Source organism: Idiomarina rhizosphaerae, from assembly GCF_024159085.1.
In the GTDB taxonomy this organism is placed as follows: Bacteria; Pseudomonadota; Gammaproteobacteria; order Enterobacterales; family Alteromonadaceae; genus Idiomarina; species Idiomarina rhizosphaerae.
In genome coordinates this window covers 302,672-315,995 of record NZ_JAMZDE010000001.1, presented here as the reverse complement: position 1 = coordinate 315,995, position 13,324 = coordinate 302,672, and the positions used below count along the sequence as shown (strand labels likewise).

The window sequence follows — 13,324 nt, the reverse complement described above, 5'->3', positions numbered from 1 at the left end:
TTGGCAACGAAAAACTCTAAAACGTGTAAGTGACGTTCGCTGCCAGGGTATTACCGCCACCCCAGTCACTGCTTAAGGTGGTGTGATTATAGGAAACCATAAAGTTCCACTGCTGCCAGTTTCTGTCATAAGCTATCCAGGCATGGTTGTAGTGGTCTCGGGTATCCCACTGAAAATCTTCAGAGTCCAAAGAGCGCGACTGGTTAAATCCTACATTGACGCCATTTTTACCGTCGCTATACACCTGATAAGAAACTGCTGCAACCAGATGTTTGGCGTCGCTGCCGGCGTAATCCCAGGCGTACCAGAGTTGAAAGCGAAAATCACTGATATCGACAGCCGCGGTGGTTTCGCCGTAGTTTATGTCGCTGCCGTCACCATAATAGCTGTAATATAAAGCGCCCAGCTCGACGCCAATCTCATCATTAATCTGCCAGTAGCGGCCGCCAAACGCGTCCAGCTCCAGCCAGGTATCGTCGCCAAAATCGACATTGGAAGCAAAACCTCCGGCGTACCAGCCGCTATCAAAGTTTTTATTGGCAATAAACTGTAGCGCCGGGTCACCGTCAGTCTGAGTTACCCCGTTAAACAGGTAGTCACTGGTTGCCGTCGCGGTTAAGTCCCAGGACGCCTGCGCAGTGCCACTGATTAGGAAACCGGCAAACAGGGCTATATTAATCGCTTTTAAGTGCATTGAGTTGCTCCTCCATTTCGCCTGAGGCGTTATCCAGCGCGCTGCTAATCTGAGTAATCTGTCCCGACAATTTTTCTAAATCGTGCGTGGCATCACTGATAGCGCTGATGTTTCGACTGATTTCTTCACTTACCTGGTTCTGCTCTTCGGCGGCTGAGGCTACCTGGAACGCGTTGTCATTAATTGACTGTACTTGCTCAGTGGCTGAATTCAGCTGCTCGGAGGCTTGTTTTGCGCCTTCAAGTGTCTGCGTTACTTTTACTGCGCTGCTTTCCATTTGCTGAACACTTGCCTGAACCTGCTTTTGAAGGCCCTGAATCAGGCCGTTGATTTCTTCTGTCGACTGGCGGGTACGCTGTGCCAGAGTTCTCACCTCATCGGCGACCACGGCAAATCCACGGCCCTGGTCGCCCGCACGCGCGGCTTCAATGGCGGCATTTAGTGCCAGCAAATTCGTTTGTTCGGCAATGCCATCAATGGTCTGCGTAATGCCGGTCACTTCGTCACTGCGGGCAGCAACTTCGGTAAACTGATGGCGCGCCTGGTCGAACTCTTCAGCAACTTGCTGGAATGCCAACAGGGTTTGATTGACCAGACTGTTTGCTCTATTCAATGACTTACTGGATTCTTCTGCACCCTGTGCCGTGTCACTGGCCAATGATGCAACCTGATTCGCTGTTGCGGTCATTTCGTTCATAGCGGTAGCCACTTGTTGCACCTGGTCTGCTTGTATCTCGGTAGCACTGGATGCCTGTTTCGAGCTTTCCAGCATATGCCGACTTTCCAGTGCAACGTTTTCGGCCACTTTTTTCAAAGCCCGGACTAAATCGCGAAGTTTGGCAGTAAATAAGTTAAACCCGTCGGCCAGATCGTTTAATTCGCTGTGCGAGGTCCGCTCTAGTTGTCGGGTAAGGTCGCCTTCGGCACCGGCTAACTCTTTCATTAGCATACTCAGGTTATTCAGTGGACGAGTGGATGCACTGACCCAGAAAAAGACCAGAGTGACGAACACGGCTAATAGTAATGCCGCAATCATTAATAGCCCCCAGACTGTCGATGCAGTGTCTTCTTCAAGGCTCTCTGACAGCTCAGTAACAGTTGCAAAAGCTAATTCGCGGGGTACGGAGACAATGATCCACCAGGTGGTATCCGAGGCTTCGGTATAAACTGGCTGTTTAACCACTATATTGTCGGCGACATTAAATTCTGACTGGCCAGGACTGTCGAGAAGCTCAGCTAAATCCGGATTAATGGATTCCAGCGACTTACCAAGACGGTCAGGGTGTTGGTTACTGGCGACGACGAAGCCGTTACTGCTGACCAGAAACATATTCGCCTTGCCCTGATAAAATTCCTTAGATTGTTGCTGAATACGGTTTTGTAATACCGGTAAGTTAATATCTACACCCGCAACACCGCGAAACTCATTATCAACCACAACAGGATACACCAGTGAGGTTAACAGCATTTCTTCGCCGGGGCTGATCTCATATAAGTAAGGCTCTATGAGGCAGGGTTTTAAGCTATCACGGCTACAAAGGTACCATTCGGCTTCGCGGAAGCCTTGTTCGGTTAAGTTTGTAAGGTATTTCTCTGACGTGTCTTCGGTCTCGATAAATCGAGCCTGATCCGCGCCTTCCGACACCCAGTAAATTTCCAGCGTTCCCTGGTTTGAGGTATGTGGCTCACTGGAGCTGTACTCGTCATCAAGGGCGTCGTAACCGTTGGGTTCGTACTGGTTATATATGGAAGAAACAGAAGGGTGCGCGAGCAGCAGGTTTCTTGCCAGAAACTTTACTTCGTCACGGGTGTAGGGTTCTCCCTCACTGCCTACGGCGGTATGGCGCATGATAGAGGCAAGTCCTGCCGGAATATCGAAGCTACGGTTTAGCAAAGCCTCAGTATTGCCGGCAAAGCGTAACGCGGTGTCATTTAAAGATGCGGTTACTTGTTCTTCCAGAGGTTCACTAATTTGCTCAATAGCATTTTGCCCGGCCTGGTTCATTGAGTACCAGCTGTACAGTGTTAGTGAGCCCATGCTTAGTATAAGCAGGCAGGCGGCACCAAATATAAGTTTAAAACGCAGTGACGCTGTTTGCATAAAAGTATCCAGGCATCCGATATAAAGGTCGTCTACTTATATCGGGCGGAAAATACAAAGCATGAGCGAAAAATGAGCAGTAAGTTCTCTAAAAAATCGTTAGTCGGTAATTTACTGGCTTTATCGGGTTAACAACCAGAGCCAAAAGTTACGTTCAACCGGCTCTGGAGGTAAGAAAGGTGACAAGCGACTTCGCAATTTACTCACCTGATCCGCAGAAAGTTGAGCCGTCTCAGCGTCCCGGTTGCTCGCAAAGCCCTCTTCAGTCATAAAGCTTTGGTATCCCTTAATGCTCTCAATAAAGTCATTGAGGTTTTTACTGACCACAAACTGGTAATACTGCCTTTCGGTGCCACAGTGATAAAGTGCAAAAATCTCGCCCGACTCAGCGCACAAACATATGCGAAGAGGGTAGGTTTTTGGCAGGCTAAAGGTACCCAGAATGAACTTCAGATAATAGTCGTCGGGAAAGCCATGGTGCCAGTTCCGTACGCTAATCATTGCGCCTTTCTCAAACTCAAAGCCCGGGGCTTGTGTTGCTGTAAGTTGTTTAAATTGCGCTTTAAACGGTTCACTTCTAAGCCGTTCCGGAATGTAATAGTACTTTGCCTTTTGCTTGTTTAAAGCCAGATTAAGGTTATTCCAGCAGTCATAGGCTGTCAGTTTTTCTCCGTCATGTTCGTAGGCCATGGGCACATTTATTGTCGGAGAGGAATCGATATAAAAAATCTCGTTGGTGTTTAAATCAATTTCTACCAGCATCAGACCGAAGTAGGGGTCTGACAAGCTGCAATACAGGCGGGTGTTCTCCGGGTTTGGTAAAAAAGGGCCACAGAACAACCGGTCAAACTTCTCTCCGTTTAAAATAAGCCCCACCAGCATTTCGCTTTTGCTCTGGTGGTAGTGGTCGCCAATCTCGCCGTCCAGTTGAATATCGATACCCAGTTGCTGCAGCTTACGAATGGGCGCATCGGAATAATTCCAGGGGGTTTCAACCGAATGCAGGGAAAAGTAGCCTGGTTCAGGAGGGCGCAGTCCCAGGTTTTTTTCCACCAGCAGATGAGAGCCCCATCCATCGGCTTGAAATCTATCCGCCACGTGTTGCCACAGGGCAAGGTACTTGTCTCGGTATCGGAAGAGGTTGAGATACGCGGGCCCATGCAGGCTGGCCAAGGCGTGCAGGTGGAAGTCTTCGTCGTCGCGATGTTCCTCGTAATACAGCCATGCGCGCTCATCATTCATATATTTAAGAATGGCCGGGCCGAGTTGTTCCAGCAGCTTCTTATTGTTTACCTGATTCGCCCATGTGTAAAAAAGTTCGAACATTCCAAGCTGATACAAACGGCCACAAAGGTAGCTCGACTGATAGTTAAATTCCTGCGCTATCTTTTTACGTTCGGACAGAGTGCCGTGAACCATGGCGTTAATTAACATGATTTTGTTTTCATCGGAAAATACCGGCTGATAACCGTCGGATGTCAGCCCATCAAAACACCAGCGCTGCGCCAATGCTTTGACTTCGTCTTTATTTAACTGGGCGAAACGCTCTTCTGCCGCGCGAATAGTATCCTCTGAAAGTGAGAAGACAGCGTAGAGTGTTTCTTTTAGACGTGTCGAACTGCTTTTTTTAGCCATTTTCTAAAAATGATTCCGATAGTTGATTAGCTTGAACTCATCAAAAGATAGACAAAATAGGTTTCCGCCTGCGCTTTGTAGCGTTGCTGCTGCGCCTGCGGCAGCTTGCTTAACTGTTTTTCAAACAGCTTAATTAAGGCTTCGCTTTGTAGCATTCTCGTACTGGGTGGTAGTCTTTTTCCTTCTTCGGAAAAGAAAGTCTCCTGCCAGTTTGTCTCGCTGTGAAACATCCGAAATAAGTCATGAGCCACACTGACAATGGCTACCGGATTCAGGTAGGGATGTTGATAATAGACGTCAATTAAAGACTGAATACGCTGGCGCACGTCCTGCATCACCATAAACTTGAAGTCCAGTAACATCAGATTCTGCATGTACCAGTAGATTTTTTCATCCAGCTTTTTCCAGTAGGTCTGATCAGCATTTTCCTGGGCAGTTAACCGATGCAGCTCATCGGCACTGTAATACAGCCAGGTGTAAAGAATGTGGCGCTCCAGCATTTTGCTGAATACTGCGTCGTTTTTAGCTTCTTCAGCTACCTTTTCGTAGGCTTCTATAAGCTCAAGAGAAATATAAGGGGTGTGTAGTTGCAGCGCTTTGGCGCGCTGCTGTAGGCTTTGCAGCACCTGTGCGCTGAGGCACGCCTTGATAACGGGTTCAGCCAGTAATGCGTCTGAATTTTCGTAGCGATAGCCCAGTGCCTCTTCGCAACAGGAAGCGACAAGGTCAGCTTTATTTTGAATGGCATAAAGGCAGGCGGCATTGTGCACCAGCTCAGGCATTAACCACGCATAATCTTTAAAGCGCTCATAAAGCCTGATGCCCCGATCCGCCATGGTAATATTCGTGTCTTCGCTTATCTCACAGCACAGTTGCAGGCCGAAATTCAGTAACTGATACAAACGGGGCGCACTGCGATGTCGCTGCCATTTTAATGAAAAATCCCTGTCGAACCATTGCTGTATACATTCAAAGCGCTCCAGAGCGCTGCCATCGGGTATTTGCGGAAACCACGTGTCGGGCTTAGCCTGTTGCGCGGGTTTAGGTGCCGGCGGCGTTAAGTCGTCGGGGCTGGAGACTCCGGGAAAGTCCTCTGTTTTGCTGCCAATTCGGCGTCCGCCCAGCCTGTAGTAAGCGTTTGCATCTTCAGCGTAGAGCTCATCATGAACTTTAAATGAACGCGCATCAGCGTCGGGGACAAGCTCCAGTGCCAGTTCACCATCAACCTCATTAGGGCTAAAAACCTGCTCATCAATTAAAAAATAAAAATGGGCGTATTTACCAATACGACGGCAACGTTTTGGCTTCACTTTTATAAGCTGATGACCAATAACGGCGTAGTTTTCATCCCGAATGCCCCAACTGGTGGCCTGCACCGTTTCCGGGTTCAGTTCCGGAAAACGCTGAAAGTGCCAGGGGAACTGGTGACAATAGCTGTAAACCACCTTGCCGTTATAAAAGTACGAAAAATCCAGCTCTCTGGAACTCGGCTTAACGGTGGTGAGGCGCACGGGGTCAACGACTGTTGCTACGCTGAGATCCGGTGTGCTCTTTTTACTTTTTGCCATGACATCCCTGTCTACTGGGTAATACGAATATGAAACCCGAAAATTATAAACCGGACAAGGATCTTTACAGTAATCAAACGTTTCGCAGCTTGATAGCTAGGACTTCTTTGACCATGCTTATATTAGGTAAGTTACTGAGCAAAAGTTAAAACTTGGAGGTTTAAATGGCTGACAAAGATGCATTTGAGAAAAAACAGGAAGCAAAAATAGAAGAGATGAAAGCCGAGATTGACCGCTTTAAAGCTAAAGCAAAGCAGTCGGAGGCGGAATCTGAAATTAAGTATGAAGAAAAAATTAATGAGCTCGAAGCGTTAAAAGATGATGCGGAAACCAAGCTGGAAGAGGTTAAGAAATCCAGCAAGGACGCATGGTCTGACGTTAGTAAGGGACTTGAGTCGGCGACAGAGTCTTTATCAACGGCGCTGAAATCGGCCAGTCAGCAATTTAAAAAATAAAGGGCAAAGGGGTGGCAGCTAGCTGGCTGTTAGCCACCCCGCAAAAAATGCTGCGACAAGTGCCCCGGCAATAATGCCGATAAACCATGCAGCCCCAGCCCGGTTTCCTAAATTAGCCGTCAACACAAAATCGGTAGCCGATACCGGCCTCGGTTCTTAAGTATTTGGGTTCGGTTGGGTCGTCGCCTAACTTTTGCCGTAGGTGGCTAATAACAATGCGAAGGTAGTGAGTGTCTTCTTTGTGGCTTGGTCCCCATATTTCACTCAACAGCTGGCTTTGGGTAACCACACAATTGGGTTGTTTCACCAGGCGAGAGATCACCGCATATTCTTTTGGTGTGAGCTCAACGGGTTGTCCGGACTTTGTCACAATGCGGCGCGACAAATCAAAAGACAAGTCGTCTATTTCAAGAAGTGGTGAGGTGTCTGCTTGTAAGTGATCTCGCAAATTAGCTCTAACCCGGGCCAGTAGCTCTTCGACACTAAAAGGTTTCGTCACGTAGTCTTGAGCGCCATAGTCTAGGGCGATGATTTTTTCCTGATCCTGATTGCGTACTGATAAAACGATAACTGGCACTGGCGACCATTCCCGAATTTCTTTTAACACTTGTTTGCCGTCGATATCGGGCAGTCCTAAATCCAGAATGACAAGGTCGGGTTGCTGGCGGGCAACGCAACTTAGTCCGTCAGTACCGTTTTCCGCTTCGGTGACCTCATGGCCTGCGCTAGACAAAGCGATTTTAAGCATGCGACGAATTTGTTTTTCGTCATCAATCACAACAATCTTTGTTGCCACGTTACGACTCTTCCTGTTGGTTATTTCCGTAGTCTAACGGCAATGTAATTTCGAAACGAGTACCTACACCATCCCGGGCAGAGGTTGCGACAACGTTGCCGCCATGTGCGCCGATCATACCTTTACAGATGGCCAGTCCCATACCCGTATTTTGTTTTTTCTTGTCACCGTCAGCAACAATGTAAAACATATCAAAAATTTTATCGCGTTGGTCCGCTGGAATGCCGGGGCCCCTGTCCTCTATGGCAATCAAACATTGCGCGTGGCCTTTACGCAATTCGACAAAAATAGGGGATTCATCGGGACTGTATTTAGCCGCATTTTCGAGGATATTAAAAATTGCCTGTTCAACTAATGCTGCATGAACGTAAAGCAGAGGCGGTTCACTCATTCGTTCAATTTGTACGTTGGTTGATGGCCAATAACGCTTCAATCGCCTAATAGCACTGCCAATAATGTCGTCTACAGAAACCCAGTCGCGCTCAATTTTTAGTGTGCCGTGACCAAGGCGGGTCATATCCAGTAAGTTCTGAATGTAGCTATCAAGCCGCTGGCTTTCTGAAATGATGGTTTCAATGAGCTCAATTCTGTCCTTATCGGGAAGTTGGTCATGTAGCAGTTTTAAACTTTCTGCTGCCCCCATCATAGCCGATAGCGGCGATTTCAGGTCATGAGACACCGAAGACAACAGTGCTGAACGAAGTTGTTCAACCTCGGTTTTCACCCGCGCACTTTCTAAATCGGAAGACAGATGAATACGCCGCCAGGCGTTGGAAGCCTGATTAAGCATAGCGAGGACTAAACTTGTGCTGGCGCTGTTAATGTCACTGCTTTGCTCCGTTATAGGAACCGCAGCGACGGCAACTACGGTGTCATCAACAATCACCGGATAGGTGGTCACTTTAGCTGCCGACAGTGTTTCGGTTGTAACCCCCGCACTGGCTTTGTTTTTGAAGCTCCAGCGAATAGCTGCCTCGGTTAATTTATGAGGAGGGGCGGGAGGCGATTCTACAAACCTGAAGCCTGAATCTTCGTCAGGTACTGCAATAAGGCAATCAACTTCCGTTGATTTCTTTAATAATTTACTCAGACGTTTCCATAAGCCTGTCTCGTCGCTGACAGTTGCCAGTTCCTGAGCTAAATCGCGTAAGGTTTCGGCATAATGATTGGCTTGTTTTAGCAGTAAAAACTGACTGCGTATGCGTGATGCTGCAGGACCACAGATAAGCCCTATTACTGTCAGAAAGATGAGCGTGGTTACATCGTCATGATTATAAACCATCAAGGTATTTTTAGGCTCGGTAAGCAGGAAATTGAAGCTTAAAAACGAGAGTATCGCGGTAAACATTGCTGGCCGCGAGCCAGAGGTAAGGCCAACAAAGATAACCGCCAGCGTGTAAACTAAAACCAGGTTACCGACATTCAGAAAGTTTTCGAGAATAACGGCTAATAACGAAGCTATTCCAACTCCAATGACGCCATGGACATAACCGCTCAGCTTGCCAAAGAAGTTCTGAACTGCTGGTGGTGTTAGCTTTTTCTTCTTCTGAACCGGTGTTGATCTGGCCCGGAATACCGTGACCTCAATGGGGAGTCCTAAATTGATTAAATGGTGATACAGACGTTTTCGCCACCAGTTAAAACGGTTTCTGCGTCCGGCGCCTACCAGTACGGTACAAACCGCATTATCTTTTATAAATTCGCTGACAGCGCTAATAGTACTTGTTCCCTTTAGTACTTTTGTTTGTGCGCCCAGCTCTTTTGCCAGCGCAAGGTTGAGCTCAATAGTCTGGGATTTTTCCGGGCTTCGGGTTTTGCCGGTATCCACCCAGGCGACAGCCCAGGGAATTTGTCTGCGTTCGGCAATTTGTCGGCCAACCCGAATTAAGTAACGATGGTCGCTGTTTGCGCTAACCAGCACCAGCAACTTATCCATATAAATGCCAAGTCCTGACTCCTGATTAACGGCCAGCTCGCTTAACATACTGGCGTCGACCCGTTCCAACGCTTTTTTCATCGCCAGCTCTCGCAATGCGGTTAAGTTCGCCGATGAAAAAAACGATGATAAAGCTGAACGCGCGTATTCTGGTAAATACACTTTACCTTGTTGCAGGCGTTCAATCAGTGTCGCCGGTGGCAGATCAATAAATCGAATTTCATAGGCACTATCGACAAAATGGTCGGGCACCGTTTCATTCACTCTAACGCCGGTCATTTGCAAAACCAGGTCGTTCACGCTGGCCATATGCTGAATATTTACGGTGGTGTAAACGTCTATACCGGCATTCAATAATTCTTCAATGTCCTGATAACGACGCTTGTTGCGGCTGCCGGGAACATTGGTATGGGCCAGTTCGTCAACCAGTATCAGGTCGGGTTTGCGTTGCAAAGCGGCATCGACATTAAATTCTGACAACTGAGTTCCGTGATACTCAATTTTAGTCAGCGGCTGTTGCTCAAAACCATCAGCCATTTGCTGGGTGTCTGAGCGCCCATGAGCTTCAACCAGGCCAATAATGGTGTCCCGACCGCTTTGCTGTTTTTCTTTGGCTGCAGCTAGCATGGAATAGGTTTTGCCTACCCCGGGTGCCGCACCCAAAAATACTGTCAGGCGTCCGCTATTTTCTTGCTCTACACGCTGTAGAATAGCATCTGCCTTTTGTTCGCGATTCAGGTCGTCCATTATTGGCCTCTTCTTAAAAATTTAAAACGACGATGACAGGCTAACGACCATACGACCGTCACAAATCTCGACGCAGGACTGTTTATCAATATCGGTGTCAATATAACCTAAATCCAGGTTGATGCTATCGGTCAGGCTGTAATTTAACGTCACTGACCAGTCCCAGTATGCATCGTCTGTTGTCGGCGCAGCACCCAAGAACTGCGTCAGTTCATTTTCGGAATCAAACTGATTCAGACCGGCATGCAAATTCACGGACCATTTCTCCGTAAACTGATAACCGTAGTCACCAGCAACGTAGTAAAAGCTGTCGACTCCGGTTCCAAAGTAGTCGTCTGAATAGACTATGTTTAAGTTAAAGTCCCGGAACGTGATGTTGGTGTAAATTTCGTTGTAGTTAAACTCAGCTCCTGCGCCGTTACCGCTAGGATAAAGGTAGCGAATAACGCCAAAATCCAATGCCCAGTTATCATTAAGTGGCTGACTCCAGCCGGCATAGATATCGGCTTCGGTACTGCCTTCACCAAAGCCAACATTAGATGCCCAGACACCAGCGTACCAACCATTTTCGAGTGCCAGGTCAAAGCCACCTTGAATAGCTGGATCTTCATTGGTCTGTGACACGCCGCGGAACACATAATCGCTGGTTAATGTCAGGTTCGAAGAAACGCTGTAATCATTTGCTAACGCTGAGCTTGTGCCCAGCGCGCAGGTAACCAGTGAAAAAAGTGCGGTTTTAATCATTTTCACGTTGCTAATCCTCTGTGTTTTCGTTTTTCATGGATGCGTTATCAAGCGCTATATTAAGCTTGAGAACGTTCACCCGGGGTTGACCGAATAAGCCCAATTGCTTGCCTTCGGTGTGTTCATCAATTAACGCCTTTACTTGATTAAGTTGCAGACCGCGAGTATTTGCTATGCGCGGAGCCTGAAACTCTGCTGCTTGTGGGCTAATGTGTGGATCAAGCCCAGCGCCTGAGGCAGCCAGGAGCTCTGGAGGTATTTTGTTAGCGTCCACACCTTCTAAAGCTTGTATGGACTGGCTGCGAGCTCTTACCTGTTCACGCAACTCAGGATTAGAAGGTGCAAGGTTACTTCCGCCGGTTCCTGTTGGATCGTATCCCGCGGCGCTGGGACGGGCATAGAAATAATTCGGAGCCTGAAAGTCCTGTGCGATAAGTTCAGAGCCAATAGCCTTGCCGTCCTTTTCAATGATGCTGCCGCTGGCCTGATGCGAAAATAACTGCTCGCCGACCAGCGTTGTGGCACCGGTGTAGATAACACCACACACAATAATGAGTGTGGCGCTAAAGCGAATGCCTGTAATGATGCTGCCTGCAGAGCTTGAATTTAATGTAGTCATGACTCGCTCCTTAAATGAACAGACTGACGACTAGGTCAATAAGTTTGATAGCGATGAATGGCAGAACAATACCGCCAAGACCGAATATCAGCATGTTATTGCGTAAGATTTTCTCAGCGCTGTTACTTTTCAGCTTAACGCCGCGCAGAGCCAGTGGAACCAGAGCAGGAATAATCAAAGCGTTAAAAATTAATGCTGAGATAACGGCTGACTGCGGACTGCCTAAATTCATAATGTCCAGTGTCGACATTAACGGCAGGGCACTGGCGAAAACCGCAGGAATGATAGCGAAATACTTCGCAACATCGTTTGCCAGCGAGAACGTGGTCATTGCGCCGCGAGTAATCAGTAGTTGTTTACCCACTTCAACTACTTGCAGCAGTTTGGTTGGGTCGGAGTCTAAATCGACCATGTTACCGGCTTCTTTCGCCGCCTGGGTTCCCGAATTCATAGCAAGGCCAACGTCCGCTTGTGCCAGTGCCGGGGCATCATTGGTGCCGTCACCGACCATGGCAACCAAGTGCCCCTTTGCCTGTTCTTCGCGAATAAGGCTTAACTTATCTTCCGGCTTTGCTTCGGCGATAAAGTCATCAACACCGGCTTCCGCGGCAATTGCACCGGCAGTTACATGGTTGTCACCAGTTACCATGACGGTTTTTACACCAAGTTTGCGCAGTCTTGCAAAACGTTCTGCAACGCCGGGCTTTATGACATCGGACAATGCAATAACACCCAGAATTCTATCCTGATCGGCGACTATTAACGGAGTTGCCCCCTGTTTGGCGACTTTCCCGATTTCAGCATTAAGGTTGTTTGGCCAGGACACACCCTTTTCTTCCTCGAAGGTGTGGATAGCGTCACCGGAACCTTTGACAAAAAACTCATCGTTGCTAATTTTTAGACCCGAAAGCCGGGTGGTTGGCGAAAAAGGAATAAACTCAGCGCCTTCCGGATAGCTTTCATCTAACCCTTTGTTTTGTTTAGCAAGCTTAACAATGGATTTGCCTTCAGGAGTCGGGTCGTCAACCGACGCCAGATAAGCTGCCTGAATGAGTTCGTCTTTGCTCACACCTTGCGCCGGGATGAAATCAGTTGCCTGACGGTCACCGTAGGTAATGGTTCCGGTTTTATCCAGCAACAAGATGTCTATATCACCCGCTACCTCAACAGCCTTACCGGATTTAGCGATAATATTTGAGGTCAAAGCACGGTTCATTCCGGCAATACCAATAGCTGGAAGCAAACCACCGATGGTGGTTGGTATTAAGCAAACCAACAAGGCGATAAGCATGATGTAGTTGAGTTCGACATCGACAAAAGAGGCCAGCGCTGGCAGCGTCATGACGACAATAAGAAACACCGCAGTGAGTGCTGCAAGCAGAACCGTCAGCGCTATTTCGTTCGGCGTTTTCTTGCGTTCTGCGCCCTCGACTAAACCAATCATTTTGTCGAGGAAACTGTTGCCGGGATCGTCGGACACTTTAATGAGAACTTCGCCAGTCAAAAGCTTGGTACCACCAATAACGCCGGAATGGTCTGTGTTTGCTTCGCGCAATACCGCCGCCGATTCTCCGGTTACTGCCGATTCGTTGACCGTAGCAACACCTTCAATAATTTCGCCGTCGGCAGGAATGTATTCGTCCTGTTGAACCCGAACAACGTCATTTTTTCGGAGATCTGTGGCTTCGGTTTTAACGAACTCACTGCCTTCTTTTTTGAACGCAACCAAGGCTTGTTTCGTTGCGCGGAGACTTGCCGCCTGGCCTCGTCCGCGGGCTTCCGCAACCGACTCTGCGAAATTAGCAAACCACAGTGTTACGAACAAAATTAAAGAGGTGATGAGCTCAAACCCGAAGCTCAGACCACTGGCTATTTTTATGCCTGTGGTCGCGATACAAATGACGGTTCCGATAAGAACCACAAACATTACCGGATTTTTCGCCATATAGCGGGGCGCCATTTTTTTCAGTGCGTCGACCAAAGCGCCTTTTACTGCTGTGGACGACAATGTTTTAGCTTGAGTAGTCAT

At 48.1% G+C, this 13,324-nt stretch carries 10 protein-coding genes; 1 reads left to right on the top strand and 9 read right to left on the bottom strand.

Annotation, left to right across the window (positions count from 1 at the left end):
- Positions 1–16 precede the first annotated feature (16 nt).
- From NJR55_RS01580 to NJR55_RS01565, 4 genes are all read right to left on the bottom strand, one after another.
- Positions 17–694, bottom strand: coding sequence for a TorF family putative porin (locus tag NJR55_RS01580; RefSeq protein WP_253617251.1), 678 nt, complete (start codon positions 692–694; stop codon positions 17–19).
- Positions 675–2,795 carry a methyl-accepting chemotaxis protein gene (locus NJR55_RS01575; RefSeq protein ID WP_253617250.1) on the bottom strand — a complete coding sequence of 707 codons (2,121 nt, stop codon included), beginning with the start codon at positions 2,793–2,795 and terminating at the stop codon, positions 675–677. Before NJR55_RS01575 ends, NJR55_RS01580 begins: the two co-directional genes overlap by 20 nt.
- A gap of 120 nt (positions 2,796–2,915) precedes the next feature.
- Positions 2,916–4,430, bottom strand: coding sequence for a hypothetical protein (locus NJR55_RS01570; RefSeq protein ID WP_253617246.1), 1,515 nt, complete (start codon positions 4,428–4,430; stop codon positions 2,916–2,918).
- A 26-nt stretch (positions 4,431–4,456) separates the two neighbouring features.
- Positions 4,457–5,998, bottom strand: a complete 1,542-nt coding sequence (locus tag NJR55_RS01565; protein WP_253617244.1) for a hypothetical protein — start codon at positions 5,996–5,998, stop codon at positions 4,457–4,459.
- Positions 5,999–6,162: 164 nt separating this feature from the next.
- Here NJR55_RS01565 and NJR55_RS01560 point away from each other — a divergent pair, with 164 nt between their 5' ends.
- On the top strand, positions 6,163–6,453 hold the full coding sequence (locus NJR55_RS01560) for a sll1863 family stress response protein (protein ID WP_253617242.1): 291 nt from the start codon (positions 6,163–6,165) through the stop codon (positions 6,451–6,453).
- 112 nt (positions 6,454–6,565) lie between these two features.
- Here NJR55_RS01560 and NJR55_RS13750 read toward each other — a convergent pair whose 3' ends face one another.
- From NJR55_RS13750 to kdpB, 5 genes are read right to left on the bottom strand one after another with little or no spacing between them, the layout of a single operon-like run.
- A complete protein-coding gene (locus NJR55_RS13750) occupies positions 6,566–7,249 on the bottom strand; it encodes a response regulator (protein WP_253617240.1) in 684 nt (227 codons plus the stop codon).
- Position 7,250: 1 nt separating this feature from the next.
- Complete coding sequence (locus tag NJR55_RS01550) at positions 7,251–9,932, bottom strand: sensor histidine kinase (RefSeq protein WP_253617238.1); 2,682 nt, start codon at positions 9,930–9,932, stop codon at positions 7,251–7,253.
- Positions 9,933–9,953: 21 nt separating this feature from the next.
- Entirely contained in the window at positions 9,954–10,676 is a 723-nt protein-coding gene (locus NJR55_RS01545) for a TorF family putative porin (RefSeq protein ID WP_253617526.1), read from the bottom strand.
- A 10-nt stretch (positions 10,677–10,686) separates the two neighbouring features.
- A complete protein-coding gene (gene kdpC / locus NJR55_RS01540; protein WP_253617235.1) occupies positions 10,687–11,295 on the bottom strand; it encodes a potassium-transporting ATPase subunit KdpC in 609 nt (202 codons plus the stop codon).
- Positions 11,296–11,305: 10 nt separating this feature from the next.
- Positions 11,306–13,324, bottom strand: coding sequence for a potassium-transporting ATPase subunit KdpB (gene kdpB / locus NJR55_RS01535; protein ID WP_253617233.1), 2,019 nt, complete (start codon positions 13,322–13,324; stop codon positions 11,306–11,308).

What these genes read in the sequence shown, in the direction of transcription:
- NJR55_RS01565 (WP_253617244.1), bottom strand. Translation starts at nt 5,998, where the DNA reads ATGGCAAAAAGTAAAAAGAGCACACCGGATCTCAGCGTAGCAACAGTC.
- NJR55_RS01550 (WP_253617238.1), bottom strand. Translation starts at nt 9,932, where the DNA reads ATGGACGACCTGAATCGCGAACAAAAGGCAGATGCTATTCTACAGCGT.
- NJR55_RS01580 (WP_253617251.1), bottom strand. Translation starts at nt 694, where the DNA reads ATGCACTTAAAAGCGATTAATATAGCCCTGTTTGCCGGTTTCCTAATC.
- kdpC (WP_253617235.1), bottom strand. Translation starts at nt 11,295, where the DNA reads ATGACTACATTAAATTCAAGCTCTGCAGGCAGCATCATTACAGGCATT.
- NJR55_RS01545 (WP_253617526.1), bottom strand. Translation starts at nt 10,676, where the DNA reads ATGATTAAAACCGCACTTTTTTCACTGGTTACCTGCGCGCTGGGCACA.
- NJR55_RS01570 (WP_253617246.1), bottom strand. Translation starts at nt 4,430, where the DNA reads ATGGCTAAAAAAAGCAGTTCGACACGTCTAAAAGAAACACTCTACGCT.
- NJR55_RS01560 (WP_253617242.1), top strand. Translation starts at nt 6,163, where the DNA reads ATGGCTGACAAAGATGCATTTGAGAAAAAACAGGAAGCAAAAATAGAA.
- NJR55_RS01575 (WP_253617250.1), bottom strand. Translation starts at nt 2,795, where the DNA reads ATGCAAACAGCGTCACTGCGTTTTAAACTTATATTTGGTGCCGCCTGC.
- kdpB (WP_253617233.1), bottom strand. Translation starts at nt 13,324, where the DNA reads ATGACTACTCAAGCTAAAACATTGTCGTCCACAGCAGTAAAAGGCGCT.